This window comes from Maricaulis sp. B-26 (assembly GCF_056857855.1).
In genome coordinates this window covers 207,915-233,860 of record NZ_JBSXNX010000026.1, presented here as the reverse complement: position 1 = coordinate 233,860, position 25,946 = coordinate 207,915, and the positions used below count along the sequence as shown (strand labels likewise).

At 64.2% G+C, this 25,946-nt stretch carries 28 protein-coding genes; 16 read left to right on the top strand and 12 right to left on the bottom strand.

Annotated elements, in window-relative coordinates:
* Position 1: 1 nt before the first annotated feature.
* The 7 genes from AC13HB_RS13415 (at position 2) to gmk (ending at position 5,323) form a co-directional block, all read left to right on the top strand.
* Complete coding sequence (locus AC13HB_RS13415; RefSeq protein ID WP_482950275.1) at positions 2-289, top strand: hypothetical protein; 288 nt, start codon at positions 2-4, stop codon at positions 287-289.
* 14 nt (positions 290-303) lie between these two features.
* A complete protein-coding gene (fabG, locus tag AC13HB_RS13410; protein ID WP_482950274.1) occupies positions 304-1,041 on the top strand; it encodes a 3-oxoacyl-[acyl-carrier-protein] reductase in 738 nt (245 codons plus the stop codon).
* Between the two features lie 159 nt (positions 1,042-1,200).
* Complete coding sequence (locus tag AC13HB_RS13405; RefSeq protein WP_482950273.1) at positions 1,201-1,437, top strand: acyl carrier protein; 237 nt, start codon at positions 1,201-1,203, stop codon at positions 1,435-1,437.
* 11 nt (positions 1,438-1,448) lie between these two features.
* Positions 1,449-2,732 (top strand): beta-ketoacyl-ACP synthase II, encoded by a 1,284-nt coding sequence (gene fabF / locus AC13HB_RS13400; RefSeq protein WP_482950272.1) that lies wholly within the window; start codon positions 1,449-1,451, stop codon positions 2,730-2,732.
* Positions 2,733-2,753: 21 nt separating this feature from the next.
* On the top strand, positions 2,754-3,797 hold the full coding sequence (mltG, locus tag AC13HB_RS13395; protein ID WP_482950271.1) for an endolytic transglycosylase MltG: 1,044 nt from the start codon (positions 2,754-2,756) through the stop codon (positions 3,795-3,797).
* Between the two features lies 1 nt (position 3,798).
* Positions 3,799-4,680 (top strand): YicC/YloC family endoribonuclease, encoded by an 882-nt coding sequence (locus AC13HB_RS13390; protein WP_482950270.1) that lies wholly within the window; start codon positions 3,799-3,801, stop codon positions 4,678-4,680.
* The gene (gene gmk / locus AC13HB_RS13385; RefSeq protein ID WP_482950269.1) at positions 4,670-5,323 is read left to right on the top strand and encodes a guanylate kinase; all 654 of its coding nucleotides are present in this window, start codon (positions 4,670-4,672) and stop codon (positions 5,321-5,323) included. The genes AC13HB_RS13390 and gmk overlap by 11 nt, the downstream gene beginning before the upstream one ends.
* Before the next feature lie 12 nt (positions 5,324-5,335).
* Here the strand turns inward: gmk and rsmA are convergent, their stop codons facing one another.
* The 6 genes from rsmA to AC13HB_RS13355 all read right to left on the bottom strand — a co-directional run bounded on the left by rsmA (position 5,336) and on the right by AC13HB_RS13355 (position 13,068).
* Positions 5,336-6,190, bottom strand: coding sequence for a 16S rRNA (adenine(1518)-N(6)/adenine(1519)-N(6))-dimethyltransferase RsmA (gene rsmA / locus AC13HB_RS13380; RefSeq protein ID WP_482950268.1), 855 nt, complete (start codon positions 6,188-6,190; stop codon positions 5,336-5,338).
* Positions 6,187-7,203 (bottom strand): 4-hydroxythreonine-4-phosphate dehydrogenase PdxA, encoded by a 1,017-nt coding sequence (pdxA, locus tag AC13HB_RS13375; protein WP_482950267.1) that lies wholly within the window; start codon positions 7,201-7,203, stop codon positions 6,187-6,189. The genes rsmA and pdxA overlap by 4 nt, the downstream gene beginning before the upstream one ends.
* Positions 7,203-8,474, bottom strand: coding sequence for a peptidylprolyl isomerase (locus AC13HB_RS13370; RefSeq protein ID WP_482950266.1), 1,272 nt, complete (start codon positions 8,472-8,474; stop codon positions 7,203-7,205). The genes pdxA and AC13HB_RS13370 overlap by 1 nt, the downstream gene beginning before the upstream one ends.
* 69 nt (positions 8,475-8,543) lie before the next feature.
* On the bottom strand, positions 8,544-10,748 hold the full coding sequence (locus tag AC13HB_RS13365) for an LPS-assembly protein LptD (protein WP_482950265.1): 2,205 nt from the start codon (positions 10,746-10,748) through the stop codon (positions 8,544-8,546).
* An 83-nt stretch (positions 10,749-10,831) separates the two neighbouring features.
* Positions 10,832-11,929, bottom strand: a complete 1,098-nt coding sequence (locus tag AC13HB_RS13360) for an LptF/LptG family permease (protein ID WP_482950264.1) — start codon at positions 11,927-11,929, stop codon at positions 10,832-10,834.
* Positions 11,926-13,068 carry an LptF/LptG family permease gene (locus AC13HB_RS13355; RefSeq protein WP_482950263.1) on the bottom strand — a complete coding sequence of 381 codons (1,143 nt, stop codon included), beginning with the start codon at positions 13,066-13,068 and terminating at the stop codon, positions 11,926-11,928. The genes AC13HB_RS13360 and AC13HB_RS13355 overlap by 4 nt, the downstream gene beginning before the upstream one ends.
* A gap of 125 nt (positions 13,069-13,193) precedes the next feature.
* Between AC13HB_RS13355 and AC13HB_RS13350 the strand changes: the two genes are divergently transcribed.
* The 4 genes from AC13HB_RS13350 (at position 13,194) to AC13HB_RS13335 (ending at position 15,917) form a co-directional block, all read left to right on the top strand.
* Positions 13,194-14,678, top strand: coding sequence for a leucyl aminopeptidase (locus AC13HB_RS13350; RefSeq protein ID WP_482950262.1), 1,485 nt, complete (start codon positions 13,194-13,196; stop codon positions 14,676-14,678).
* A 105-nt stretch (positions 14,679-14,783) separates the two neighbouring features.
* On the top strand, positions 14,784-15,236 hold the full coding sequence (locus AC13HB_RS13345) for a DNA polymerase III subunit chi (protein WP_482950261.1): 453 nt from the start codon (positions 14,784-14,786) through the stop codon (positions 15,234-15,236).
* Entirely contained in the window at positions 15,233-15,520 is a 288-nt protein-coding gene (locus tag AC13HB_RS13340; RefSeq protein ID WP_482950260.1) for an I78 family peptidase inhibitor, read from the top strand. The genes AC13HB_RS13345 and AC13HB_RS13340 overlap by 4 nt, the downstream gene beginning before the upstream one ends.
* 25 nt (positions 15,521-15,545) lie before the next feature.
* Positions 15,546-15,917 (top strand): I78 family peptidase inhibitor, encoded by a 372-nt coding sequence (locus AC13HB_RS13335; RefSeq protein WP_482950259.1) that lies wholly within the window; start codon positions 15,546-15,548, stop codon positions 15,915-15,917.
* Positions 15,918-15,930: 13 nt separating this feature from the next.
* Here the strand turns inward: AC13HB_RS13335 and AC13HB_RS13330 are convergent, their stop codons facing one another.
* Positions 15,931-16,227, bottom strand: coding sequence for a hypothetical protein (locus AC13HB_RS13330; RefSeq protein WP_482950258.1), 297 nt, complete (start codon positions 16,225-16,227; stop codon positions 15,931-15,933).
* A 377-nt stretch (positions 16,228-16,604) separates the two neighbouring features.
* Here AC13HB_RS13330 and AC13HB_RS13325 point away from each other — a divergent pair, with 377 nt between their 5' ends.
* Complete coding sequence (locus AC13HB_RS13325) at positions 16,605-17,207, top strand: helix-turn-helix domain-containing protein (RefSeq protein ID WP_482950257.1); 603 nt, start codon at positions 16,605-16,607, stop codon at positions 17,205-17,207.
* Between the two features lie 6 nt (positions 17,208-17,213).
* Here AC13HB_RS13325 and AC13HB_RS13320 read toward each other — a convergent pair whose 3' ends face one another.
* The gene (locus AC13HB_RS13320) at positions 17,214-19,094 is read right to left on the bottom strand and encodes an ABC-F family ATP-binding cassette domain-containing protein (protein WP_482950256.1); all 1,881 of its coding nucleotides are present in this window, start codon (positions 19,092-19,094) and stop codon (positions 17,214-17,216) included.
* A gap of 158 nt (positions 19,095-19,252) precedes the next feature.
* On the opposite strand from AC13HB_RS13320, the gene AC13HB_RS13315 reads away from it, so the two are divergent.
* On the top strand, positions 19,253-20,023 hold the full coding sequence (locus AC13HB_RS13315; protein ID WP_482950255.1) for a DUF2268 domain-containing putative Zn-dependent protease: 771 nt from the start codon (positions 19,253-19,255) through the stop codon (positions 20,021-20,023).
* A 112-nt stretch (positions 20,024-20,135) separates the two neighbouring features.
* On the opposite strand, the gene AC13HB_RS13310 is transcribed toward AC13HB_RS13315, so the two are convergent.
* The gene (locus AC13HB_RS13310) at positions 20,136-20,510 is read right to left on the bottom strand and encodes a MerR family transcriptional regulator (RefSeq protein WP_482950254.1); all 375 of its coding nucleotides are present in this window, start codon (positions 20,508-20,510) and stop codon (positions 20,136-20,138) included.
* A 74-nt stretch (positions 20,511-20,584) separates the two neighbouring features.
* The gene (locus AC13HB_RS13305) at positions 20,585-21,400 is read right to left on the bottom strand and encodes an SDR family NAD(P)-dependent oxidoreductase (RefSeq protein ID WP_482950253.1); all 816 of its coding nucleotides are present in this window, start codon (positions 21,398-21,400) and stop codon (positions 20,585-20,587) included.
* Positions 21,401-21,582: 182 nt separating this feature from the next.
* Here AC13HB_RS13305 and ndk point away from each other — a divergent pair, with 182 nt between their 5' ends.
* The 3 genes from ndk to AC13HB_RS13290 all read left to right on the top strand — a co-directional run bounded on the left by ndk (position 21,583) and on the right by AC13HB_RS13290 (position 23,892).
* Positions 21,583-22,005 carry a nucleoside-diphosphate kinase gene (gene ndk, locus AC13HB_RS13300; protein WP_482950252.1) on the top strand — a complete coding sequence of 141 codons (423 nt, stop codon included), beginning with the start codon at positions 21,583-21,585 and terminating at the stop codon, positions 22,003-22,005.
* Between the two features lie 161 nt (positions 22,006-22,166).
* On the top strand, positions 22,167-22,793 hold the full coding sequence (locus AC13HB_RS13295; RefSeq protein ID WP_482950251.1) for a LysE family translocator: 627 nt from the start codon (positions 22,167-22,169) through the stop codon (positions 22,791-22,793).
* 85 nt (positions 22,794-22,878) lie between these two features.
* A complete protein-coding gene (locus tag AC13HB_RS13290; protein ID WP_482950250.1) occupies positions 22,879-23,892 on the top strand; it encodes an adenosine deaminase in 1,014 nt (337 codons plus the stop codon).
* 24 nt (positions 23,893-23,916) lie between these two features.
* Here the strand turns inward: AC13HB_RS13290 and arfB are convergent, their stop codons facing one another.
* Both arfB and AC13HB_RS13280 read right to left on the bottom strand, forming a co-directional pair.
* The gene (gene arfB / locus AC13HB_RS13285; protein WP_482950249.1) at positions 23,917-24,336 is read right to left on the bottom strand and encodes an alternative ribosome rescue aminoacyl-tRNA hydrolase ArfB; all 420 of its coding nucleotides are present in this window, start codon (positions 24,334-24,336) and stop codon (positions 23,917-23,919) included.
* A gap of 67 nt (positions 24,337-24,403) precedes the next feature.
* Positions 24,404-25,894 (bottom strand): S41 family peptidase, encoded by a 1,491-nt coding sequence (locus AC13HB_RS13280; RefSeq protein ID WP_482950248.1) that lies wholly within the window; start codon positions 25,892-25,894, stop codon positions 24,404-24,406.
* Positions 25,895-25,946: the final 52 nt, after the last annotated feature.

Sequence of the window (25,946 nt, the reverse complement as noted above, 5' to 3'; positions counted from 1 at the left end):
GGTGAACGGCAGCGACGAAGGCAAGGCCTATACGAAGGACGCCGTCCTCGGCCGGCTTCGCGCCGCACGCAAGCAGCGAGAGGGCGAAATTGTCTGGCTCGCCTTTCTGCTCGATGCCGCCGCCCTGATGGTCCTGATCGCGATTGGCTGGACCCTCGTTTCTGTTCTTGTTTTCGTCGCAGCGCGCTTCGCCGCGCGGGTGCCGACGCTGATCGGATGGGGATATCTCGCCGCACTGGCGGCTTTCATCCTGGTCCCGATGCTGTTTCTACTGTTCAACCCGTCCTGACTGGAGGAATTCGGATGTTTGATCTCACGGGCAAGAATGCCCTCGTGACCGGCGCGACCGGCGGTCTGGGCAATGCGATCGCCCGCAAGCTGCACGCGCAGGGCGCGACCGTGGCGCTATCCGGCACACGCGAGAACGTGCTGCAGGAACTGGCCGACGATCTCGGCGAGCGTACGCATGTCCTGCCGTGCAACCTGTCCGATGCCGAGGCCGTCGATGCACTGCCTAAACAGGCCGCCGAGGCCATGGGTTCCATGGACATCCTGGTGGCCAATGCAGGCATCACCAAGGACCAGCTCCTCATGCGCATGAAGGACGAGGACTGGGACACGGTCATGAAGGTCAATCTGGAGAGCTATTTCCGGCTTTCCCGCGCCGCCCTGCGCGGCATGATGAAATCGCGGTGGGGCCGGATCATCGGCATCACTTCGGTGGTCGGCGTCACGGGCAATCCGGGCCAGACCAATTACTGCGCTTCCAAGGCGGGCATGATCGGCTTTTCCAAGTCGCTCGCCCAGGAAGTCGCGGCTCGCGGCGTCACGGTGAACTGTGTCGCTCCGGGCTTTATCGCCTCGCCGATGACCGACGTTCTCAACGACGATCAGCGCGCGGCGATCCTGAACAAGATCCCGGCCGGCGATCTCGGTTCCGGCGATGACATCGCGTCCGCGGTCGTCTATCTCGCCAGCGCCGAGGCCAATTACGTCACCGGCCAGACGCTGCACGTCAATGGCGGCATGGCGATGATCTGAGCCTGAAACCTGAACCTGCGGGGACCGCGCCACAATCTGGTCATGGTTGTAGAACTGTGCTAGGTGCCCGCGCATCTTGGGAAAAGCCTTGTATTTCGGGGCTTCCCGTCTTTACCTGCACCGCTATAGTCCTGCGGTGAATCATTATGAGGGTCTGAAATGTCTGACGTTCTCGAGCGCGTTAAGAAAATTGTTATTGAGCATCTCGATGTCGACGCTGAAAAGGTCGCTGAGAATGCGAGCTTCATCGACGATCTGGGCGCTGACTCCCTGGACAATGTCGAGCTGGTGATGGCGTTCGAAGAAGAATTCGACATCGAAATTCCGGACGATGCCGCCGAGCACATCCAGACGGTCGGTGATGCCGTGAAGTTTATCTCCGAGAAGGTGGGCTAACAGACCCCTTCATGCGTCGCGTCGTCGTCACCGGTATCGGTCTCGTCACGCCGCTGGGCTGCGGACGGGAGGTCGTTTGGGAACGTCTCCTGTCCGGACAGTCCGGGCTGGGACCGATCGAGCATTTCGAGATCGATGATCTGGCTTGTCGGATCGCCGGTCAGGTACCGCGTATCGACGGCCGCGGCGGCGGACGCGAGGGCGATCCGGGCGTTTTCGATCCGGACAGCGTCATGAGCGCCCGCGACCGGCGCCGGGTGGATGACTTCATCCTCTACGGGCTGGCAGCCGCTGACGAGGCGATCGCCGACAGCGGCTGGACGCCCGAGACGGAGGAAGACCGTCACCGGGCCGGCGTCATGATCGGATCGGGGATTGGCGGGTTGGAAACGACCTACCAGGCTTCCGTCGATCTGCACGAGAAGGGGCCGCGGCGCCTCTCTCCCTTCGTCATTCCGGGCATGCTGATCAACCTCGTTTCCGGACAGGTTTCGATCCGTCATGGCCTGAAAGGTCCGAACCATGCGGTGGTGACGGCCTGTTCGACCGGAGCGCATGCCATCGGCGATGCGGCGCGTCTGGTGTCACGCGGCGATGCGGACGTGATGGTGGCTGGTGGTGCCGAAGCCACGGTCTGCCGTCTCGGCATTGCCGGCTTCGTCGCCTGCAAGGCGCTCTCTACCGGTTTCAACGACACGCCGGAAGCCGCCTCGCGCCCCTATGACAAGGATCGCGACGGTTTCGTCATGGGCGAGGGCGCGGGCGTCCTGGTCCTGGAAGAATACGAACACGCCAAGGCGCGTGGGGCGACCATCTATGCCGAGGTGAAGGGCTATGGCTTGTCCGGCGACGCCTATCACATCACGGCGCCGGCCGAAGATGGCGATGGCGGATTCCGTTCCATGTCGGCGGCGCTCAAGGATGCCGGCCTGGAACCGTCCGATATCGATTACGTCAATGCGCACGGGACCTCGACACCGCTGGGCGACGAGATCGAGCTGCGCGCTGTTGAGCGTCTCTTTGGGGATGCGACGGACGGGCTGGTCATGTCCTCGACCAAGTCCGCCATCGGGCACCTTCTCGGTGCGGCCGGGGCGGTCGAATCGATCTTTTCGATTCTCGCCATCCGCGACGGCATCTGCCCGCCGACGCGCAATCTCGACAATCCGTCCGTCGAGACGAAAATCGACCTGGCTCCGCACGAAGCGGTCAAACGGCCCGTGAAGGCCGCATTGTCGAATTCTTTTGGATTCGGTGGCACCAATGCCTCCGTGGTATTCGTCGCGGCAGACTGATCGTATTCGGGGATTTTCCGTATGAGTGAGGCAAGTGCGCCCAAGGCCGGAAGCGGTCTTGTCCGCTTTTTCAGCTGGGTCATCGGTCTTCTGATCGTCCTGGCCATTCTTGGAGCTGCAGCGCTCTATGGCGGCTATCGCTGGCTGCAGGCCGAATTCGCAGAGCCCGGCCCCGCAGTCGAGGAACAGGTCGTCATGCTTCCGCGTGGCGCGGGCCTGATCGCGATCGCCAGTCAGCTGGAGCGCGAAGGCGTCATCTCCGACCGCCGCATTTTCCGCATTGCCGTGACGCTGGACGAAGGCGACCGTGCTCTCCGGGCCGGCGAGTACCGCATCCCGGCCGGTGCATCCATGGCGGAAATCTACGACATGCTGCGTTCCGGCCAGGTCGTGCAGCATCCCGTGACTTTCGCGGAAGGGCTCACCAGCGCGATGATCGTCGCGACCCTGAACGAGGCCGACGTGCTCTCCGGCGAGATCAGCGACATCCCGCCTGAAGGCAGCCTTCTTCCGGAAACCTATCTCGTCGACCGCAACACGCCCCGTCAGGAGCTGATCGACCGCATGGCCGCTGCCCAGGATGCCTTGCTGGATGAGCTCTGGCCGAACCGGGCACCTGACCTGCCCTTCGATACCCGAGAGGAGGCGATCATTCTCGCCTCCGTCGTGGAGAAGGAAACGGCGGTCGCTTCGGAGCGTCCGGAAGTGGCGGCGGTCTTCGTCAACCGCCTGCGCCGCGGCATGCGTCTGGAGAGCGACCCGACCATTATCTACGGGATCAGTCAGGGCGAGCCGCTGGGCCGCGGTCTGCGCCGTTCTGAAATCGACAATCCGGACAATGCCTGGAATACCTACCAAATTCCGGCCTTGCCACCCACGCCGATCGCCAATCCGGGGCGCGAATCTCTCGCTGCCGTGCTGAACCCGGCCGATATCGACGCGCTTTTCTTCGTGGCCGACGGAAGCGGCGGACATGCCTTCGCCAGGACCTATGCCGAGCACCAACGCAATGTTGCGCGCTGGCGCCGGATCGAACGGGAACGCCGCCGCGCGGCGGGGAATTGATATGGCCCAGCTATCCGGAATGACGGGCTTTGCGCGGGCTGAGGGGCAGTCCGGCGAATGGCGCTTCGTCTGGGAATGCCGCAGCGTCAACGGCAAGGGGCTGGAAGCCCGTTTCCGCCTGCCCCACGGCTTCGACCGTCTCGAGCCCAAGGCGCGCGACCTGGCCAAGGCCCGCTTTAATCGCGGCCATATCCAGATATCGCTGAATTTGCGTCGGGATACGGCGGATACCGGCGTCGCTATCGACACAGCGCGGATCGAGGCGCTGCTCAAGGCGGCGCAGCCCTATCTGGAAACGGGCCGTGCCTCGCGCCCGACGTTTGACGGCCTGCTGGCGCTGGGTGGTCTGGCGGAGAATTCCGAACCGCTGGGCGAGGACGACGCCAAGGCGCTGGATGCCGCCTTGCTGGCGAGCCTCGCAGACGCTTTTGACGGGCTGCAGGACGCACGCCGCGAGGAGGGCGCCGCACTTTTCGGCGTTCTTCAGGGACATGTCGCTACGATCGAGCAATTGACCGGTGAAGCAGCGTCCTGTGCAGCCGCCCGGATCGATGCCATTCGCGACCGGATCGCGGCCAAGTTCGAGGATTTGCTGCCGGAAGGTCTGCCCGAGGACCGACTGGCCATGGAAGCGGCTGCGCTGGCGGTGAAGATGGATGTTCGCGAGGAGATCGACCGGCTGCGCGCGCACATCGATTCCGCCCGCGATCTGCTCGCCGGCGGATCGCCGGTCGGCCGGAAGCTCGACTTCCTGTCTCAGGAGTTTAATCGCGAAGCGAACACTCTATGCTCCAAGTCTTCCGATTCTTCACTGACCCAGATCGGCCTTGCGCTGAAGAATGCGGTCGATCAGCTCCGGGAGCAGGTACAGAATGTCGAGTGACGGCATCCCCCCTCTTTTCCGCGGCCGCCGGCGTGGCGTCCTGCTGGCCCTGTCGAGCCCTTCGGGTGCCGGCAAGACGACGCTGTCCAAGCGCCTTCTGAGCCAGAATCCGGACGTTGTCCTGTCGGTCTCGACGACCACACGCAATCCGCGCCCGGGGGAGGTCGACGGCCAGGACTATAATTTCACCACGGTCGAAGACTTCAAAAGCCAGATCGAGGCCGGCGCCTTCTTCGAATGGGCGGAAGTGTTCGGGCGCTATTACGGTACACCGAAAAAGCCGGTCATGGACGCGATCGAAGAGGGCCGCGACGTGGTCTTCGACATCGATTGGCAGGGTGCCCGCGCGATGGCCGAGCAGGCGCCCGAGGACACGGTGCGCATCTTCATCCTGCCGCCCTCGCTGGAGCTCCTGGAAGACCGCCTGCGTAAGCGCGGCCAGGACAGCCCGGAAATCATCAAGGACCGCATGGCGCGCGCCAAGGACGAGATTTCGCACTGGGACGAGTACGACTACGTCATCGTCAATGACGATTTCGCCCGTGCCCTGGAAAAGCTGAACCTGATTCTCCACGCCGAACGCCTCAAGCGCACGCGTCACGCCTGGCTGAACGAGTTCGTCTCCGCGATCATGGATCAGTAGGGAAAAGCGGGTCTAGCGCGCTGCGCGCCAGGCCGTCGCAAGGGCCTGGAAACCTGCAATATCGATCACCTCCGCTCGCGCACCGGCATCGAGCCCGGCTTCGGCGATAAGCTCTTCAGCGCTGGCTCTGGTCTGACCGGCCGCTTGCGCCATGCTGCGGCGAAGCGTCTTGCGGCGCTGGCCGAAGGCGGAGGCGGTCACGATGCCCAGTGCCTCGACATCCTTGAACTGGCGATCCACGGGCAGGGGATCGAGCACCACGACGGCGCTGTCGACCTTGGGCGGCGGCGTGAAGGCGCGCGCCGGGACTTTCAGCGACAAATGGGCATGGCAGCGCGATTGCGAGATCACGGCGAGGCGCCCGTAGGCCTTCGTCCCCGGCCGGGCGACGACGCGGTCAGCGACCTCTCGCTGGAACATCAGCACCGCGCGCGTCCACCACATCGGCTCGGCCTGCAGCCATTTCAGCAGAAGCAGCGTGCCGACATTGTAGGGCAGGTTGGACAGGATCACGCGCGGTGCGTCGTCCGGGAGCAGGCTCGTCTCTTCCGCGTCGACCGCATCGGCCTGTTCGATATGCAGCCGGCCGCCGGAGGCTCCGCCGATTTCCTCGAGCGCACCTAGAAACCGGGAGTCCTTTTCCACCACGGTCAGCGATTTCGCGCCCGCCGAGAGAATGGCACGCGTCAGCCCGCCCGGTCCGGGGCCGATTTCGATAGCATTGGCGGCGGCCAGGTCGCCGGCGAGGCTGGCGATCTTGCCGGTCAGGTTGAGGTCCAGCAGGAAGTGCTGGCCGAAGGCTTTCTTGGCGCCCAGTTCGTGCCGGGCGATCACGTCCCGCAGGGGCGGGAGATCGTCGATGCTCATGCCCGGTGCCTCGCGATCGCCATGGCTTCACGGATGGCGGCAATCATGCTGTCGGGCCGGGCCTCGCCCTTGCCGGCGATGCTGAATGCCGTGCCGTGATCCGGCGACGTGCGCACGATGGGCAGGCCGAGCGTGACATTCACGCCGCCATGAAAATCAAGCGTTTTCACCGGGATCAGGCCCTGGTCGTGATAAAGGCAGATGGCGGCGTCATAGCCGACGCGGGCCTCCTCATGGAACAGGGTGTCCGGCGGGCGGGCGTCTGAGATGTCGATACCCTCCTGGCGCAGGCGGGCGGCTGCCGGGTTCACGATCTCGCGCTCTTCATCACCCAGAGACCCGCCTTCGCCGGCATGCGGGTTCAGACCCGCCAGGGCGAGCCGCGGGTGCGCAATCCCGTAATCCTCGATCAGCGCCTGATGAGCGATACGCGCCGTGCGCATGATGCGGTCCTCGCTGAGCAGGTCGATCGCCCGCTGGAGCGGTTCGTGAATGGTCACGAGGACAGCGCGCAGGCCGCCGCCGGTCAGCATCATCGCCGGACCGCGCGGGCCGTGCATCGGGACGTCCTGGGTCAGCTCTGCAAGGAATTCTGTATGGCCGGGAAAATCGAATCCGGCTTCGTACATGACCGATTTGGCGATCGGTGCCGTGACGAGGGCAGAGGCCTTGCCTGCCCGACAAAGCTGTACGCCGGACTCGATTGCGGCTTTCACGGCCGCCGCATTGCCGGCGGAGGGATTGCCTGGGCGGACCTCGCCGGGCGGAACGATTCCCGTCCCCAGAACGGGCAGGGTTTCCGCGAAATGGTCGGCGGCGAGGCCGGGATGGTCGATCGGGATGGGGCCAGGCAGGCCGAGTGCGTCCGCGGTATCGGAGACAACGTCGAAATCGCCGATGGCCGCGAACACCATTGGGTGATGCCGCAGGCGCTGCCATGCCTTCAGGATGATTTCCGGGCCGATCCCTGCCGGATCACCCATCGAGACGACGATGGGTGTCGAGCCGCTCATCAGTTGCGGATCTCGATTGTGCTGTCGCGGCGGAGATCACGCAGCCAGCGGCGCGAGAGCAGGGAGAGCTGCTGACCGCGGAGCTGGGATTCCAGGTCGTCGCGGGTCGGCACGCCTGGCCCGGCGATATCCCGGTCGCAGACGATCAGGGCCTGCAGGCCCGTAGCCATTTCCAGCACGCCGGTATTTTCGCCCGGACCGAGCGGCTCGAGGGCGTTGCGGATCTGCTCGCGAACGGCGTCGGCACCGATACTGCCCAGCGGCGTGTAGATGGCGCCCGGAATTTCCGAGGCGATAGCTTCCGCCGCTGAACAGCTGGGCTGTTCGGCAAGGAGATCCTCGAAATCGGCGCGGGTACCGTCTTCGATCGCACTGGAGGGGACCGTGATCTGGGTCAGGTCGTATTGCAGCGTCGTCGTGCCGTCTCGAACGCCGACCAGCGCCACGACCATGAAGCCCCCGGGCACCTGGATCGGATTGGACAGGGCGCCGCGTCCCTGGGCTTGCTGATACTGGACCAGCATTTGCGGCATGATCGCCGCGACTTCAGGCTGCAGCTGGGAGGCTGCGATCCAGCCGATATCGCCGCCCGTCGCCGCGGATGGCGCATCTGAGAACTGGCGAGCAAGCTCAGGGAAGGTCGCGCCCTGCTGCAGCTGGTTCATCACGGCGATGACGCGCTGGAAGGTCGCCTGTTCCTGGCCGGGACCCGGGACTTCGAAGAAAATCTCGAAAATCCGGTACTGGGGCTGGGATGCACTGGCAGCAAGGCGTTCCAGTGCCAGTTCGATCTGCTGGTCCGAAATCCGGATGCGCGAGCCGTAGCGGCCGTTGACGATGATCTGCCAGGCCAGCTCCGCTTCCAGCTGGTGGCGCAGGGTGGAGACGTCCACGCCGGAGTTCTGGAGGTCGGACAGGATGACGTCGATCGTGGTGCCGTTACGGGCGGCAAGGTCGAGCAGGGAGCGGTTGATCTCCTCTTCCTCGACCTCGATCTCGTAGTCGGCGGCAGCCTGGAGCTGCAGGTGCTCGTCGATCAGGCCGCGCAGGGCCTGGTCCTGGATGCGGGCGAGCGTCGCCTCGTCGATCTGGGACATACCCGTCGACGCGATGATGAGGCGCATGCGGTTACGCACGTCGACCGTCGTGATGGGCTCGTCATTGACCAGCGCCGCAACACCTTCGGTCGCCTGAGCGTGAGCCGCGGACGGAGCCACGAAAAGCAACGTTGCGGCAAACAACGCGAGAACAAGATTTTTGGCGCAGGTCATCAGCATTCGTTCTGTGGTTCGGCGCGGAACATTACTCAAACTCTCTTGGCACGCAATCATTCGACACCGTTAATTCTCCGGATCGAGACTGCCCAGGGTGAACAGGGTGACACGGAACTGAATCGATTCCGAGGGGCCAAGGCGGGCGATACCCAGATCCTGGCGCTCGTAGACGATTTCGAACTGGGTGCATTCATCGCGATAGAGCAGGCCGGTCTCCTGGCGCCGCGACACGTCAAGATCGAGGTCCCGCGTCACCCGGGTCACGAAATTCCAGCGATCGTTGAGTGCGATCTCGATATCGGCCCGCAGCTCGCGTTGTGCGCCCCGGGTTCCGGCATCGTCGGAAATATCGAGATATCCCAGCTGCACATCCATACGGTCGGAGGTGTAGCGGGTCTCGAATTCCAGCCGGTTGACGTCGGCATCCTCGCTGTCGAGCCGTGTCGTCAGCTCGGCGGAGAAACCGGCAATGTCGATTTCGCCGGCGACGACATAGTCCGAATTTTCCTCGAACAGGCCGCTGGCCGGATTGAAGACCGCGACGCCGTCAAGGCGTTCGCTGCGACCGGCGAAGACGCGGGCCCGACCGCTTTCACCCCAGAATGCGGTGGCGCGCATGCCGTAGCTGACGCGTTGCCCGTCTTCCCAGGTGTCGTAGCCTGGCGCTCGGATCGAGCGGAAGAGCATGCTCTCGTCCAGATCGACAGATAGACTGTCCTCATTGATCAGGCGGTTGCGCTCGGGATCGTCCGTCGCCGCCACGAAGGAGACGAGGGGCTCGACGATCCAGTCCGTGGTTTCGCCACCGCGAAAGAAGGGGTAGCTGAAATCCGTCCCGACCAGCCCGAGGGCGCGGGAGAAACTGTCGTCTTCGGTACCGCCGCCCGTCACGGGGATATCGGTCAGCGAGTAATAGTCTGCGCGGCCTTCCGCGAAGGGCTCGATGACGATCCCGGGGCTCGTGACCCAGCGCGTGCGCCAGTCGAAACCGAGCGTGCCGCGGCTGTAATCATTGCCGCTCTCACGATCGAGATGAACGGCGCTGCCGTTGAGATTGATGCGGCCCCAGCCCTGCGGTGCGTCGAAGACTTGCTGCAGCGTCAGCATGGGCGCGATGAGCGGCTGCGCGTCATCGTCGAAATTCGTTCGCAGGGACTGGTAATCCGCGGCGATGGCCGAGAAGAAGCGGTGCTCGGTGCGATGGTCGAGATAGATCTGGCTGACCAGCTGGCGCGCCTGTGATTCCAGCGGCAGGCCGCGATCCTTGTCTTCTTCCGAGAAATCATAGCGGCGCAGGTGCAGATCGTCCGAAGCCTGCTGGACGCCGAAGCCCCAACGCCAGTCCTCGGTAATGTCGAAGCGGCCGCCGCCGAAGACGTGCCAGCGCCATTTTTCCTCGCCGAATCGTTCGCCGTCGCTGTCGATCTCGAATTCGCGCGTCAGGCTGCCTTCCAGTTCTACCTGACCGGACCAGAAGCGCTTGCGGTACTCGGTGTAGAGCAGCGGGTTCACATTGGTCATCAGGCGCGGCGCGATGGTCACGTCCTGGGAGGGCGAAATGGCCCAGTAATAGGGCTGCTGGTAGGAAAAGCCGAGACGCGAGGAAACCGCCACGGTCGGGAAGAGCAGGCCGGAGCGGCGCTCCGTCGACGGGTCCGCATGGGCGAAGACCGGGGTGTAGAGAACCGGCACGCCCATGACTTCGAACTGGGCGTCCCGATAGTAGATCATCTGGTCTTCGGCATCCTGGTGCACTTCGCGCGCACGCAGGCGCCAGGTCGGCGGGCGATCGCCGCTCTCGCAGAGTTCGCAGGCGGTATAATAGGCGTCTTCCAGCTGCATCGAGCCGTTTTCGCGCCGGATGGCGGCGGCAGCGGCGATGCGGCCGTTATTCTCGAGCATCGAGGCGAAACCGAGCGCCAGGCCGCTGGAGAAGGCGGAGTCGAGCTCGACCTCGTCGGCATATTGCGGAAAATCCGTCTGCCCGATGATGACGACATTGCCGCGGGCGATGATACGATTCTGGTCCGGGCGATATTCCAGCTCGTCGGCGAGGAGGGTGCGGCCCTCCTGACGAACGCGGACATTCCCGACGGCAAGATACCCGCTGCCGTCCGCCGTGTCCTCAAGGTGGTCGGCTTCGAGGAAGACGGCCTGCTCGTTCTCGCCCGGCTGCTGGGCGAATGCCGGACCGGCACCCAGAAGTCCGGCTCCCGCAAGCGCCGTCGAGCTCATCAACGCAGCCGCGAAGCGGCGATACTGCGACGCCATACGCGTCACCCCCTCGTTTCATGCCGGGCCCGCAACCCCAGCCTCCGTCATGGTTAGCGGAAGCTGACGCGCAGGTCCATGTGTCAGCCGTCTTCGGTTGAGGCGATATAGATCAGTGCGATCAGCGCCGTGAGCGCCGGCGCCGACCAGGCCGCCGTCGGCGGCGGCAGAGCGCCCGTCTCCCCGAAGGAGGACAGGACTTCCTGGAAGAAGAACATAACGAAGCCGCCAATGCCGCCGGCGGTGGCGAAGGCCGCGGCGCCCCCCAGACGGTGCAGGCGAAGCGTCGCGGCCGCCGCGATCAGCGTTGCGGCCAGAAGCGTCAGCGGCAAGGCCATCAGCCCGTGCAGGCGCAGCTCGTAGCGCTGGGTGGCCAGTCCGGCCTCGCGCGCCGATGCGATCAGCTGCGGGAGATCCCAGAAGGACACGCCGTCCGGCGAGCGCGAGCGTTCGAACAGGGCCTGGCGGTTGATGGAGGTGGGCATGGTGACCAGGCCGAGTTCGATCGAGGATTCGCCTTGGGCGCGTTCGATCGCCTGTCCGATTTCCCAGAATCCGTCGCGAAGCGTCGCTATCTCGGCATCGATCCGCCGCTCCAGCCGCGGCACGCCGCGGGCGTTCACGCCGAAAATGAAGAAGATCGGATCGCGCAATTCCTGTCGGTCTTCCTGCAGGCCCGACGCGGCGACGACGGTAAAACCGTCGACCGTCGTCTCGCGCAACCAGACAGGCTCCTCCGTACCGGCGACGGGCTGGACATTGACCAGCGCGTCGCGGCGGCGTTCGAAGGCGGCATTGCCCGTGGCGGCGAGCGGATTGAGGGCCATGGCGCCAAGCAGGCCCGCGATGACGGCGAACATCATTGGCGCGGCAAGGATGCGCCAGGCCGACATGCCGGAGGCCCGCATGACGATGAGTTCGCTGCGCCGGTTGAGCCGGAAGAGCGAACTCAGGGTTCCGAACAGGAAGACGAAGGGCAGGGTGGTTTCCAGCAGCGACGGCGTCTTCAGCAGTGTCAGGCCCAGCAGATCGAGCGTGGAGACGTCGGCCCGGGTTCCGATGGCGCGCGACTGCTCGACAAAGTCCACGAGGACGATCACCGCGGCTATGGTCAGCAGGGCCACGCCCAGACCGCTGAGCGTCTGGGTCAGCATGTAGCGATTGAGACGTCCGCCCCTCATGACGCGGCCTCCGGCAGGGCGTCCGCCGCGTCGTCGCCGGGGGCGTGCCGCGGGCGGGAGCGTGCCGGCCAGTAGATCACGGCCAGGGCACCGATAATGCCCGCCAGCGGGACGATGTACTGGCCTGCATTCATGGCGGCATCGTCGGCGCTCGCCGACTGCATGGCGAAGCCGACCAGACGCATGGTCAACCCGATCGCGACGACCGTCACGACCCGGCGGGTATGACCCATTCTGGAATGGTCGCCGGCCAGGAAGGCCGCCGCCGCGAGCAGGGCGAAGGCGAGATTGTAGAGCGGGGCGGACAGCCGGTAATGCGCTTCGGCCCAGGCCCGTTCCGGGCCGCCCGTCCGGGCGATGTCGCCCGCATTCGGCCAGACGAGTTCGTGCAGGAAGCGGTCGCTTTCCTTGAAGAACATGGCATCGATCGGCCCGACGAACTCGCCGAGATCGAACTCGTAGCGCTCGAACGCGCCGTAATTGAGCTCTCCGGCCTCGTCGATCTGCTGGATATTGCCCTCGATCAGCACCATGGCGGAGCGATTGTCCGAGCGGACGACGACGCCTTCGCGGGCTGTATAGGTCGAGGCGCCCAGCTCGCCACGGGAATCGTGGATCAGAATGTCGTGCATTCGGCCGTCGCGCGTGCGCTCGCGGGCATAGATCGTCACACCGGCGCCGAGGCGCGTGAAGGCCCCCGGCGTGACGAGGCTGGCTGCCACATCGGAACGTAGATCGTAGAGCGAGCGCCGCATCTCGCGATAGGCAAGCGGCTGGACGAAGAGATTGATCGCGAGATTCGCGATCATGACGTAGACGCCGAGCCGGATCACGGGGCTGAGCAGACGGAAGCGGCTCATTCCGGCCGCCGAGGCGATGACCAGCTCGCTGTCCGAGGTCAGGCGACTGAGGCCGGACAGGACCGCGACGAAGAGCGCGATCGGAACGAGCAGGGCGGTCAGCTGCGGCAGGGCCAGCAAGGTCACTTTGAGGAAGGTCCAGGCGGTGTCGGAATACCCGGAAATCAGGTCGACATTCGACAGGCTCTGCGTCAGCAGCGCCAGCCCGGCAAAGGCGGCGACCGCCGTGATGAACGGCCAGAGCAACTGATTGAAGAAATACCGTTGAACGAGAATCATGACCGGGTAATCGCTGCGTGTCCCGCCTTCTATCTCACGTCTTGATCGGATACCACTTCCGCGACAGATGTTTTCGGCGCCAACTGCACTTTTGCACCGCCACCAGACGAGAAGGGAAAGTCATCATGAAGATCGAATTTGCTGCCGCCGGGACCGCTCATGGCGCCATCGCCGTTCCGGTCTATGACGACGCGACCCTGTCCGACGCTGCTAAGGCGCTCGAGAAAGCTTCCGACGGTGCTCTGACGCGCGCGATCAAGAGCTCGCGCTTCACCGGCAAGCCCGCCCAGACGCTCGAGATCATCGCCCCGTCCGGGATCGACGCGTCGCGCGTCGTTCTGTTCGGCCTGGGTCACAAGGAAAAGTGCACTGCGAACGTGTTCGAGAAAGCCGGCGCCGCGGTCGTCGGCAAGCTGCTTACCGGCGGCGAGACGGCGCTGACGCTGCGCCTCGAAGGTGAAGCGGACGCGGAGAGTGCGGCTCGCGCCGGCCTCGGTGCACGCCTTGCCTCCTATCGCTACGACCAGTTCCGCACCAAGCTGAAGGACGAGCAGAAGCCCTCTCTGAAAAGCGTCACCATCTCGGTGGACGATATCGACGCGGCGAATGCGGCCTGGGACAGCTGGGGCGCGGTTGCGGACGGTGTCGATCTTGCGCGCGAAGTGACCAATCTTCCGCCGAACGTCCTCAATCCGGAGACCTACGCCAAGAAGATCGAGGGCATGGCCGAGCACGGCCTCGAAATCGAGGTGCTCGACGAGGTCCAGATGACCGAGCTCGGCATGGGTGCGCTGCTGGGTGTCGGCCAGGCTTCGGAGTTCGAGAGCAAGATCGCCATCATGAAATGGAATGGCGGCGCCAAGGACGACAAGCCGCTGCTTTTCGTGGGCAAGGGCCTGACCTTCGACTCTGGCGGTATCTCCCTCAAGCCGGGCGCCGGCATGGACGAGATGCGCGGCGATATGGGCGGTTCCGCTGCCGTCGTTGGCCTGATGCGTGCTCTTGCGGGCCGAAAGGCGAAGGTCAATGCGATCGGCATGGTCGGTCTGGTCGAGAACATGCCCGACGGCAACGCGCAGCGCCCCGGCGATATCGTGACCACGATGTCCGGCCAGACGGTCGAGATCCTCAATACCGACGCCGAGGGGCGTCTCGTGCTGTCCGACGTGCTCTGGTACGGCCAGGACCGCTTCGATCCGGAACTGATCATCGACCTCGCGACGCTGACTGGCGCCATGCTTATCGCGCTCGGCAATACGCGGGCCGGCATCTTCACCAATACCGACAAGATCGCCGAACAGCTCTCCGCCGCAGGCGACGCCTCGGACGAGCCGGTCTGGCGCCTGCCGCTCGGCCCCGACTACGAAAAGCATATCGAGACGAAGAATGCCGATATCAAGAATGTCGGCGAGGGTCGCCTGGCCGGTTCCATCTCCGCGGCCGAATTCCTCAAATGCTTCGTCAACGACAAGCCCTGGTGCCATATCGACGTTGCCGGCACGGCGATGGGCGGTATGAGCCAGAAGGACGATCCGCGCCAGCCGAGCTGGGGCACGGGTTGGGGCGTCCGCATCCTCGACCGCTTCGTGCGGGACAATTACGAGGGCTGAGGTCTTCGATGAACGGGGCGGCCTCAGGGTCGCCCTTTTCGTATGGGCTTCTGATGATCGACGGTTCTGGTAATGATTCCCCGACCCCGTCCGGTGGAGTGAGGCATGAGCAGCGAACTCTGGTTCTATCATCTCGAGCGCTCGGCGCTGGACGAGGTCCTGCCGGAATTGCTGGAGAAGACGCTTTCGCGCGGATGGCGGGCACTTGTGCGCTCGCCCGATGCGCATCGTCTGGAAACGCTGGACAAGCATTTGTGGACCTGGCGCGACGACAGTTTCACGCCGCATGGTCAGGCCGGGGAACCCGATGCCGACCGTCAGCCGATCCTTCTGTCCGAGGATGAGGGCAATGAGAACAAGGCTCAGTGCCTCTTCCTGCTGGACGGGGCCGAACCGGAAAATCCGGATGCGTTCGAGCGTATGATCGTGCTGTTCGACGGTCAGGACGAAATGGCCGTCAACGATGCGCGTACGCTCTGGAAGAAAGCGAGCGGTGAGGGGCGAACAGTGTCCTACTGGCGCCAGTCGCCGGAAGGCCGATGGGAGAAGAAGGCATGATCCGATTTGCTGCGATGGCGAGCGTCCTGGCGCTGGGCGTGAGCGCCTGTTCCACACTGCCTGGGCAGGAGCCCGATGCGGGCACGCCGCCGGAAGCCATGTGCGGCGCGACGCAGATGAACTATCTGATCGGGCAGCAGGTCAGCGAGGTCGATCTCGACACGCTGGCTCGGACCGTGCGCACCATCTATCCCGGCCAGCCGGTCACGCGGGACTACCGTCCCGACCGGCTCAATCTTGACCTCGACGAAGAGGGCGTCATTCTGCGTCCCTGGTGTGGTTAGAGGGCCTGCGGGCCGGGCGGTTCCGATGAAGACGCGTATTTTGCTCCTGTCCCTGCTTCTGGCCGGATGTTCCGTTACGGGCGGTGGGCTTGGCGGACTGGGCGGACGCGGCGAGGCGCCTGCAGCCGGCGGCGATGCCGCGCCGGCGCTGCCGCCTCTCGACATGGCCGAGGACGTCGACCCCGCTCCGGTCCAGCCGCCGATCACTGGATCCTGTGGCATGGAAGAACTTCAGCACTATGTCGGCCAGCCGCGCACATCCGTGCCGCTGAGCGCGATGCCGGAGAACTTCCGCGTGGTCGGTCCGGATACCGTCGTCACGATGGATTACCGGCCCGACCGCCTGACGGTCCGGATCGACGAAAACGACATGGTGATCGGAATGGCGTGCGGCTGAAGCCGTCGCGCCCTCAGGCCGAGAACAGGACCGAGAGCTTGGCCGGACGGGCATTGGAGATCGCCAGCTCCATATGCGCGAGCTGGTGCCCGATATCGCGTGCGGCCTCCAGCGCCTCGCTTCGGCTCAGATCGGGCGCCTCATAGGCCGCCCCGTCCGGATCGCCGTCTTCGATACGTGTGGTGACATCGACTTTCAGGACGCTCGGACCGTGCAGACTCGTGCCGGAGCCAGCCGTTTCGCGGGGGCCGCGCCCGAGCGCGGCATGTCCGTGACGGAAGTGGGTCGGGGATGTCGAGCCGATCTTCATCGCGACCCCATCCCGGCCCGGGACACGGCTGCACCGCCGGCCGAAGCGGCCGGGCGGTCGGAACAGCTAAGGGTGATGCGCATTCTCGCGCCTTCGCATCCCATGGTCCTCTACCTTCTGTAGTGACGCTCATATCTTATGAGCAGAATTGCAAACAGTAGCTTAACGGCACGTGTTGCCAGGCGGCACAGGGCAAAGCGGCCGGTTTGCCGGAGGGCGTCATCCTGACACCTCGTCTGAGGCTGCAACTGCTGCGGGAAGCCGTTTGACCGGCATGTGGAGCCACCTAGCTTCCTCGCCACATTCCGGTCGCGGGGCGTGAAAACGGCCCGAGCCGGCGTGCTGAATTGCCGTTCCGGGCTTTGCTGAGGGGTTTCATGGACTGGTCGGAAATGATCCGCGAACTGCGCTTTCTGGAGCGCTTGAAACAGGAGGCCCTGGCGGCGCAGCTGGGTGTCAGCCAGGCATCGGTCTCACAATGGGAAAGGGGGATGGCAAACCCGCCCGAACATATCCGCGCCCGGCTCGCCGCCCGCCTTGATGCGCTCTCGCGCGGGCGCCTGCTGGAGGCGGTTCGGGCGAGCGTGATCGACAGTCCGAATGTTTGCGGGCTGTTTTCCTTGCGCGATGGCGAGCCGATCTTCGAGGCGCAGAGCGATAGCGGATTCGAGATGTTTCCGGGCCTGACGCGTGACGATATCGGCACGTCCGTGCTCGGCAAGCTGGGACCGGAGGTCGATGCCGTTCATGCAAGACTGCTGGAAGAGGGCGCCTATGAAGGCCGCATTGCCTCGGCAAAAGTGTGCTCGAAAGTAGATACGCCGGACGGTGCCTTCCTGTTCGTCACGACGCATACGCCTTTCGTGGTCGAGGACGGCCGTTGGGTATTGCGGTCCGAAGTCCGCATGCTCGACGGTGATGCCTGGTGCTGTGGCCGGACGGACGAGCCGCGTCCGCATTATTGCTTCAGGCCGCTTTGATCCTGGTCAGACCGACTGAGCCGTCTCCAGTTTTTCCTCGGCTTCCAGCCACTTCGTCTCCGCCGCGTCGAGCAGCTCTACCGCCTTTGCCCGTTTGATCTGCAGCTCGGTCGCAGTCTTCGGGTCCTTTTCGTAGAGGCCCGGCGCAGCCAGACCCTTGTCGATCACCTCCAGCACGCCACGCAGGCGGTCGGCTTCCTTTTCCCAGCGCGCGATCTCGTCGCGCAGCGGTTTGAGCGCCTTGCGCTGTTCGGCGGCCGAACGGCGGGCCACGGACTTCTCGTCGGTCGCCGCAGTCTTCTTTTTCGGGCTGTCCTTGGGACCGCGGCCGAGCAGGGTCTGGCGATAGGCCTCGATATCCTCGTCATAGGCCTTCACCGTACCGTCGGCGACCAGCCAGAGCCGGTCAACGCAGGCCTCGATGAGATAGCGGTCGTGGGAGATCAGGACGACGGCGCCTTCATAGGCATTGATCGCATTGATCAGCTCGGCCCGGCTGTCCATGTCGAGGTGGTTGGTCGGTTCGTCGAGGATGAGCAGGTGCGGCCCCTCGAAGGTGATGAGGTTAAAGAGGAGGCGGGCCTTTTCGCCGCCCGACAGGGATTTCGCAGGCGTCTCCTGGCGGTCGCCGGGCAGGCCGAAGCGCGCCAGGCGGGCGCGGCGCTGCGCCTCGGTCGCGTCCGGCATGAGGTCGATCACATGCTGGTAGGCGGAGACCTCCGGTGAGAGCACGTCGATCTGGTGCTGGGCGAAGAAAGCGATCTGCAGCTTCTTGTGCTTGCGAAGGAAACCGCCCGTCGGTGCCAGTTTGTCGTTAAGCAGTTTGGCCAGGGTCGACTTGCCCGCACCGTTGCGGCCGAGAATGCCGATCCGGTCCTCGGTGTCGATATTGAGGCTGACATCCTTGAGGATGGGTTTGCCCGGCTCATAGCCGACTTCCAGGTCCAGCATGCGAACGATCGGCGGCGGCATGCGGCGCTGTGGGCTCGGAAAGTCGAAGGGCGCGACCGGATCGTCGACGATGGTGGCCACCGGCTTCATCCGTTCGAGCATCTTCACGCGTGACTGGGCCTGCTTGGCTTTCGACGCCTTCGCCTTGAAGCGGTCGACGAAGCTCTGCAAATGGCGCCGCTGGGCGTCCTGCTTTTCCAGCAGCTTCATCTGCAGACGCTGTTTCTCGCGCAGGGCTTTTTCGAAATCGTCATAGCCGCCGTCATAGAGCGACAGCTTGCCGTCCTTGAGATGGGCTATCTTCTGCACGGCGCCGTTCAGCAGATCGCGGTCGTGACTGATGAGGAGCACGGCGCCGGGATAGGATTTGAGATAATTCTCCAGCCACATCACGCCTTCCAGGTCGAGATAGTTGGTCGGCTCGTCGAGCAGGAGAAGATCGGGGCGGGCGAACAGGGTCGCGGCGAGCGCCACGCGCATGCGCCAGCCGCCGGAGAATTCGCGGCAGGGGCGCAATTGCTCGGCACCTGAAAAACCGAGTCCGTGGAGGATCGCGCCTGCGCGGGCCTCGGCGGTGTGGCTCTCGATATCAGCCAGCCGCGTCTGGATTTCCGCGATGCGGTTGGGGTCGCTGGCGGTCTCCGCTTCGGCCAACAGCTCGGCGCGCTCGGTATCCGCAGCCAGCACCACTTCGATCAGGCTGTCATCGCCACCCGGCGCTTCCTGGGCCACCCAGCCCAGCCGTGCCCCGCGCTGCACGCGCAGATCGCCGCTTTCCGGCGAGACCTCGCCGCGGATCAGCCGGAACAGGGTCGACTTGCCCGTGCCGTTTCGCCCGATCAGACCCATCTTGGTCCGGGCCGGAAGAAAGAGCGTCGCCTGGTCGAACAGGGTCCGGCCTTCAATGCGGTAGGTGAGATCGTTTACGTGCAACATGGGAGAGGCGGCGTAGCCTCTCGCGTTCGGGCGTGCAAGTGCGCTTGACCAGCCCGATGCGCGGGTTCGGGGCGCGGTAATGAGGGACGAGCGCCAACAGCGTCCCGGTGTTGCGCGCGCTTCACTGATGGCAAAGAGGGCGCGCGCTTGGGGGTGCCATGAAGAACGGTAACAAGATGAATTCCTCCTTTGCCGGCGCAGCCATGCTCGCCGTCCTTACAGCAACTTCCGCTGCGGCCCAGCCGGCCCCGACCGATCCAGTCACGACCAGCTTTACCGAAAACGAACACCATACCTTCAGCGCCGAGGAACAGGGTTTGATCGACGCGATGCTGGATGGAACGCATGCGGCCGTCGCCGCGCGTTTCCCGTCTCTAGCTGACGATGTGTCCGTCACGGTCGTTCCCGTCCATCGTCCGGCTCTGGACGCACTGGGTGGCGTGACGGGCCGGGCCGACCGGCCGAATGAGCTCCTTGTCGAGATATCCGTGACCTATCCGGGCGGTGTCGCGGCGGCTGTGGCAGACGGGCTGGAAGCGACCTTCCTGCACGAGTTGCATCACACGGTGCGAGGCTGGACGATGCAGGCCAACCATTATGGTCATGGCATCCAGATCGCCACCATCAATGAAGGCTTGGCCACCGTGTTCGCCGAAGAGGTACTCGGCGAGGCCAATCCGGCTGACCTTCCCCCGGCCGAGGTCGAGGACTGGGCGAATGAAATTCTCGCCCTGCCGCGCCGGGCCAATTACGGCGAGTGGATGTTTTCCCATCCCGACGGCCGCCTCGCAGTCGGATACCGTACCGGACGATGGGTCGTCCGCCGCGCCATGGAGCGCTCCGGTCTCGACATCATCGAGCTGACGGACCGCAGCCCGGCCGCCATCTGGGCAATGGCCGGCTTCGAGTGGGACCGGAATATGGAGTAGCGATCCGATCCGTCCGGTGAGCACGACGTGGCGGCTAGACCGTCGGGATGGAATGGTCCGGACGCCTGGCAGGCAAGGTGGTTGACGCCCGACGACCTTGCCTGCTCGAAATTTACGGAGTTATCGCCCGGTCAGGCGTAAGGGCTTCCTGAAATTTGGCGATCTGTCGGAGGACCTCGTTCCGGCGGGCATCCAGTCGGGCGCGCATCCGGTCGATATTCTCCAGCTTTTCCAGCATCAGCGGGATGCCGCCTTCGCACGGTCCTGCGCCTTCATCGGAGAGGCAGTCGGCCATCTTTCTGACTTCCCGCGTGGAAAAGCCCGTCGCTATTAAATCCCGGATTCGTCCGGCGCGGCGCAAATCCGCCTCGTTGAAAATGCGATAGCCCTTTTCTGAGCGACGGATATCCATGAGCCCCGCATGCTCATAGTGGCGCAGCATGCGTTGCGTGATCCCCAGCCTCTCGGCGGCTTCCTTGATTTGCATGATGCGCCCTTCCGCTGTGCCGTTTCACTGACAGGTGAGTGCGGCACAGCGGAATCGCAAGGGATCGCGAAGGATCAGGTTCTCAGGGACCAGCCGCCATCCACGGTGACGGTCTGTCCGGTGACCCATTCGCCATCCGATCCGCCGAGCTTCAATATCCAGGGGATCAGATCATCGGTTACACCGCGCCGGCCGAGCGGGACCTGGGCCGCCTCACTGGCTTCCACCGCCTGAGCCATTTCTGGCGACAGGCCCATCATACCAGTCAGTGCGCCGCTCTTTACCGGTCCGGGCGCGATCGCGTTCACGCGAATTCCGTCGCCGGCCAGCTCGATGGCCCAGGACAGTGTCAAATGTTCCAGCGCGGCTTTGGTCGCGGCATAATGTGCCAGTGTCGGGGCGGCATTGCGCGAGACAGCAGTCCCGATATTGACGACCGTGCCTTTGGTTTCACGCAGTGAAGGCAAAGCCTCCTTGAGCAGGAGGGATGGTGCGACGATGTTGATGGCGCACATATTCAAAAGCGTGTCTGCGTCATAGGCGTCGACCGGCAATATCCCGCCGGCGCCTGCATTATTGAGGATGAAATCCAGCCGGCCCCATTTGGCGAGCGCCGCGCCGACGCCCTTTTGGGCACTGGCAGGATCGGTGCTGTCCGCCACGACAGGCTCGATCGCATCATGCACCTTAGCGACCTCATCAAGCCTGGTCTGGTCCCGGCCGGTGATCACGATATTGGCACCCCGCTCCGCGAGCGCCAGTGCAGTTGCTTTCCCGATGCCGGAACTTCCGCCGGTAATGATGGCGACCTTGCCCTGCCACCCGTTTTTCTGCGTCATGCTTCGCTCAACTTTCCTGTTTGTTGGTTGCGCACTCATGCGTGCGAGCAAGACCTAGCGGCTTGTCACTAGTGGCAGGGTCAAGGGTGGCTGTCGGTATCGAATGCGGGGCGTGACCGGGAACCGAGGCCCCGGCTTCCCTTCCATCCCATCCCCCGCTATAAGCCGCGCGAATCCACAGGCCGGGTTTGTGCCCGGATCATCACACTCGCTCGTTTCAAGGAAGTCCTCCCATGGCGATCCAACGCACCTTCTCCATCATCAAGCCCGACGCCACCGCCCGTAACCTGACCGGCGCCATCAACGCCAAGATCGAGGAAGCCGGCCTCCGCATCATCGCGCAGAAGCGCATCCGCATGTCCAAGGAGCAGGCCGAGGGCTTTTACGCGGTCCACAAGGAGCGTCCCTTCTTCAACGACCTCGTCTCCTTCATGATCTCCGGCCCGGTTGTCGTGCAGGTCCTGGAAGGCGAGAACGCGATCGCCAAATACCGTGAAGTCATGGGCGCCACGAACCCGGAAGACGCGGACGAAGGCACGATCCGCAAAGAGTTCGCCGAGTCGATCGAAGCCAATTCCGTGCACGGTTCCGACGCTCCGGAAACCGCCGCCCAGGAAATCCCGTTCTTCTTCTCCGACGACGAGATCGTCGGCTAGGCGAAACGGTTATCCGCTTGCGAGAGGCCCGGCGGAAACGCCGGGCCTTTTTCATGTCCGGCGTTGCTTCATTTCCGTATGGGAATGCTGCGCAAGAAGCGGATTGCGGACAGAGCGGCGCGCGCCTATCTGGCGATGATTGTTTCTGGAGGATGTCCGGCATGGATATGGCGCTCTATTTCAGCCTGGTCGGTTTCGTTGTCGCCATGTCGATCACGCCGGGTCCGAACAATCTCATGATGATGTCTTCCAGCGCGCTCTTCGGCGTCCGGGCGACCCTGCCGCACTATCTCGGCGTTCAGCTCGGATTCAGCCTGATGGCAATCGCCGCCGTATTCGGTCTTGGCGAGCTCGTGCAGCGCTTACCGCAGGCGCTGATCCTGGTGAAGGCGGGCGGGGCGGTCTGGCTGCTCTGGATGAGCTGGCAATTTGTCCGGGCCGGCCTGGCTCAGTCGGGTGACGTGGCCAGGAAAGACGAGGAGGCCCGGCGCGAGTCCCGGCCCTTTCGTCTCCATGAAGCGGCGCTGTTCCAGTGGATCAACCCCAAGGCCATGCTGATGACGATTTCGGCGTCAGGCGCCTATATCGCACTTGCAGAGTCGCCGGGAGAACGGGCGATCATTCTGGTCGGTACCTTCATCCTATTCGGGGCACCTTGCGGCCTGCTCTGGATATTGGCGGGCGGGGCGATTCATCGCTTCATGAATGATGTCCGCTGGTCGCGCCTGCTCAATTTGGCCATTGCGCTGATGCTGGTGGCGACGATCGCGATAATAGTCGTGGATTAGTCGGAAAACGCGCTTGCCATCCGGTTTCAAGAGGCGGACGATTGTCCATCCCCCATCGCTGACCATTTGAACCCGGGAGCTGCCCATGTCGTCCCTGGCCCGTCTTGTCGAACGTCTGCCGAAGGCCGAGCTTCACCTCCATCTGGAAGGATCGCTCGAGCCGGATCTGATGTTCGAACTGGCCGATCGCAACGGGATCGACATTCCGTACAATTCGGTGGCGGAGATACGCAAGGCGTACAACTTTTCGAATTTGCAGGACTTTCTCGACATCTACTATGTCGGGATGAATGTGCTCCAGACCGAGCAGGATTTCCACGACCTGACTTTCGCCTATCTGGCCCGCGCGCATGCGGACACTGTCCGCCATGTGGAGGTCTTCTTCGACCCCCAGGGCCATACCGGCCGGGGCGTCGCCTTCGCGACGGTGCTGAATGGGATCACCCGCGCGCTCGACAAGGCCGAGCGGCAATGGGGCCTCACTTCGCGCCTCATCATGTGCTTCCTGCGGCACCTCTCCGAGGCGGAGGCCTTCGAGACGCTGGAGCAGGCGCGCGAGCATCTCGATCGGATCGACGGCGTCGGTCTCGACAGTTCCGAGCTCGGCCATCCGCCCTCGAAATTCGCGCGGGTCTTTGCCGCGGCGGGCGAGATGGGGCTGAAACGCGTGGCCCATGCCGGCGAGGAAGGCCCGCCCGACTATATCCGCCAGGCGCTTGACCTGTTGCATGTCGACCGGCTCGACCATGGCAATCGCGCCCTGGAGGATCCGGCGCTGGTCAGCAGACTGGTCGAGGAAGAGATTTGCCTGACGGTCTGTCCGCTTTCAAATTTGCGTCTGAAGGGTATTGAGCGGCTGGAAGATCATCCGCTCAAGCGCATGCTCGCGCTGGGCCTAAGGGTCATGGTCAACTCCGACGACCCCGCCTATTTCGGCGGCTATGTGAACGAGAATTATGTCCGCACCGCCCATGCGGTCGGTCTCAATGAGGACGAGATCATCGAACTGGCCCGCAATTCCTTCCGGGGCAGTTTCTTGCCGCAGGGCGAGATCGCCCGCCATCTCGAGGAGATCGACGCGGTGGTCGAGACCGTCTGAGTAGGGTGCGTTGTAAAGGATGGCTCAGTCGCCTCGCGCCGGTTTGCGGCGCAGGGATTTGACCTCCGAGCGTTTTGCCTTCGCCGCCTTCTGGCGCTTGATCGAAGCCAGGCTTGGCCGGCTTTTCTTGCGCGGCTTGGGCGGGGTGAGGGCCTGTTCCACGAGTTTGCGCAGACGCTCACGGGCGTCCGCGCGATTGCGCTCCTGCGAGCGGTGGGCCTCAGCGCGGATGACCAGGGCACCGTCCTTGGTCATCCGTGCTCCGGCCAACCTTACCAGGCGCTGCTTCACGCCGGCGGGCAGGCTCGTATTGCTTGCCAGGTCGAAGCGTAGCTGGACCGCGCTCTCCGTCTTGTTCACATGCTGCCCACCCGGACCCGAAGCACGGATGAACCGCTCCTCGATCTCGGTCTCGTCAATGTCCAGCGTGTCGGTAATGCGCATGATCTTCCTTGCCTCGTCCCCGTCATCGGGTGTTCGCGCGGAATAGGCAAGTCATGCGCTTGCCCGGCTACCGGTTCAGGCTTTCCGCGATATGGCCGCGAAGCTGCTCCAGGACCACATCTTCCGGGCCGCGCAGAGCCGGGAAGTCGAGGCGCAGGTCCGGCGTAAGCGGGTGAGGGCGGGCATCGCCATTGGGGCGGATGATGTGGGCCTTGGGGTAGCCGACGGTGATACCGGTCGCCGGCAGGGAGAATGTCTCCATGGCGCCGTAGGTCGTGGCCATGTCCGAGGTGGTCTCGCCGGCGACCGTTCCGAAGCCGTAATCCTGAAGGATGGCCCCGACGCTGACCGCGTTGGAATAGGAGTAGCGGTTAACGAGGAGATAGACGGGCCGGTTGAATTGCGCCCCATCGCGGGGCTGGGCGACGGGAAGGTCGAAGGAGACGATCTCCCCGTTCTCGGCCGTGGCGAAGAGACCCGCATATTGTGCGTCCACGCCGCCTTCGCCCTCCGGCATGCTCGCCAGCCGGGCAGCACTGGACGCGGTCGTCTCCTCGCTGATCCGGATGCGGAAATCCGATGCGAAGGTCCAGGGGCGATCGGCGAACCAGGCGATGATCGGGTCGGAGAAGCTGTTGCTGCCGCCCGGATTGTCCCGGACATCGATGATCAGCGCCTGCGCATCCGCCTCGATCATGGTCTGGAAGGCCGTGTCGATACGCGCGACATAGCTCGCCGGGTCCCAGGGATTGCCGCCTGGTTCGGTGTTGTAGAACGGGCCGGGGCGCAGATAGCCGATACCGCCGTCGAGCATGCGCGCATCGAACTCCGGAAGGTTGAAGGCGGGGCTGTTCGAGGCCGGGACGTTCTCCATGTCCGCACGCGAAAGCAAGGGCAGCTGCAAATGCTCGACCGACCCGTCGGTATGGCGAACGGTGAGCGACGCGTTTTGCGCGGCCGGATATTCCAGCCAGAAAACCAGCGGCAGATAGCTCTCCAGCAGGGCGTAGGCCATCGTCGGCGTCTCGGCGGACAGGTGGCGGGTGAAGCGGTTGAGCCAGATCGCATTCGGCTCGCCGTTCAGGGCGAGAATTTCGTCGCCGCGCCGGAGGGCCGGGTGTCCGGTCTGGTGATTTTCGACCCAGCCTCGCCCGTCGCGGATGCGGATATCCACCAGTAGGCCGCCGCCGCCGGATTCGCGCCATTCGCTCCACAGCTCGAACGGAAAGTCGATCCGGGCATGGGCGTGCCGGGCCTCGGCCAGGAAGGTCTGGAAATAGACGGCAGCTTCCTCGCGGCGCATCGGCCGGTCGAGCTCGCGCATCATTTCGGCATGGCGCTGATCCATTACGGATCGCGGGGTGGCGGCGAAGAGGTCGTAATGCGCGGACTGCATGGTCTCGTAGAGCGCATCGAAGTCGCTGCGCAGCTGGGCGGGCGAATAGACGGGCGCGTCCTCGCTCCAGGCGGACGCGGTTATCGCCGCGGCCAGGGCGGCCGGGGCGAGGGCGGCCAGGGCGGCCGGGGCGAGGAGGGTGCGGACAAGATCAAACGGCATGAAAACTCCTGGGTGCCGGATTGAAAGACTGACCGCCGGACCGTGTCTCAGG

Coding starts and splice junctions, on each gene's coding strand:
- AC13HB_RS13325 (WP_482950257.1), top strand. CDS start 16,605: ATGGACTGGTCGGAAATGATCCGCGAACTGCGCTTTCTGGAGCGCTTG.
- AC13HB_RS13320 (WP_482950256.1), bottom strand. CDS start 19,094: ATGTTGCACGTAAACGATCTCACCTACCGCATTGAAGGCCGGACCCTG.
- AC13HB_RS13390 (WP_482950270.1), top strand. CDS start 3,799: ATGGCCCAGCTATCCGGAATGACGGGCTTTGCGCGGGCTGAGGGGCAG.
- ndk (WP_482950252.1), top strand. CDS start 21,583: ATGGCGATCCAACGCACCTTCTCCATCATCAAGCCCGACGCCACCGCC.
- AC13HB_RS13350 (WP_482950262.1), top strand. CDS start 13,194: ATGAAGATCGAATTTGCTGCCGCCGGGACCGCTCATGGCGCCATCGCC.
- AC13HB_RS13355 (WP_482950263.1), bottom strand. CDS start 13,068: ATGATTCTCGTTCAACGGTATTTCTTCAATCAGTTGCTCTGGCCGTTC.
- AC13HB_RS13335 (WP_482950259.1), top strand. CDS start 15,546: ATGAAGACGCGTATTTTGCTCCTGTCCCTGCTTCTGGCCGGATGTTCC.
- AC13HB_RS13345 (WP_482950261.1), top strand. CDS start 14,784: ATGAGCAGCGAACTCTGGTTCTATCATCTCGAGCGCTCGGCGCTGGAC.
- AC13HB_RS13365 (WP_482950265.1), bottom strand. CDS start 10,748: ATGGCGTCGCAGTATCGCCGCTTCGCGGCTGCGTTGATGAGCTCGACG.
- pdxA (WP_482950267.1), bottom strand. CDS start 7,203: ATGAGCGGCTCGACACCCATCGTCGTCTCGATGGGTGATCCGGCAGGG.
- AC13HB_RS13310 (WP_482950254.1), bottom strand. CDS start 20,510: ATGCAAATCAAGGAAGCCGCCGAGAGGCTGGGGATCACGCAACGCATG.
- fabF (WP_482950272.1), top strand. CDS start 1,449: ATGCGTCGCGTCGTCGTCACCGGTATCGGTCTCGTCACGCCGCTGGGC.
- AC13HB_RS13330 (WP_482950258.1), bottom strand. CDS start 16,227: ATGAAGATCGGCTCGACATCCCCGACCCACTTCCGTCACGGACATGCC.
- mltG (WP_482950271.1), top strand. CDS start 2,754: ATGAGTGAGGCAAGTGCGCCCAAGGCCGGAAGCGGTCTTGTCCGCTTT.
- AC13HB_RS13280 (WP_482950248.1), bottom strand. CDS start 25,894: ATGCCGTTTGATCTTGTCCGCACCCTCCTCGCCCCGGCCGCCCTGGCC.
- gmk (WP_482950269.1), top strand. CDS start 4,670: ATGTCGAGTGACGGCATCCCCCCTCTTTTCCGCGGCCGCCGGCGTGGC.
- fabG (WP_482950274.1), top strand. CDS start 304: ATGTTTGATCTCACGGGCAAGAATGCCCTCGTGACCGGCGCGACCGGC.
- AC13HB_RS13370 (WP_482950266.1), bottom strand. CDS start 8,474: ATGACCTGCGCCAAAAATCTTGTTCTCGCGTTGTTTGCCGCAACGTTG.
- AC13HB_RS13405 (WP_482950273.1), top strand. CDS start 1,201: ATGTCTGACGTTCTCGAGCGCGTTAAGAAAATTGTTATTGAGCATCTC.
- arfB (WP_482950249.1), bottom strand. CDS start 24,336: ATGCGCATTACCGACACGCTGGACATTGACGAGACCGAGATCGAGGAG.
- AC13HB_RS13315 (WP_482950255.1), top strand. CDS start 19,253: ATGAAGAACGGTAACAAGATGAATTCCTCCTTTGCCGGCGCAGCCATG.
- AC13HB_RS13360 (WP_482950264.1), bottom strand. CDS start 11,929: ATGAGGGGCGGACGTCTCAATCGCTACATGCTGACCCAGACGCTCAGC.
- AC13HB_RS13295 (WP_482950251.1), top strand. CDS start 22,167: ATGGATATGGCGCTCTATTTCAGCCTGGTCGGTTTCGTTGTCGCCATG.
- rsmA (WP_482950268.1), bottom strand. CDS start 6,190: ATGAGCATCGACGATCTCCCGCCCCTGCGGGACGTGATCGCCCGGCAC.
- AC13HB_RS13340 (WP_482950260.1), top strand. CDS start 15,233: ATGATCCGATTTGCTGCGATGGCGAGCGTCCTGGCGCTGGGCGTGAGC.
- AC13HB_RS13290 (WP_482950250.1), top strand. CDS start 22,879: ATGTCGTCCCTGGCCCGTCTTGTCGAACGTCTGCCGAAGGCCGAGCTT.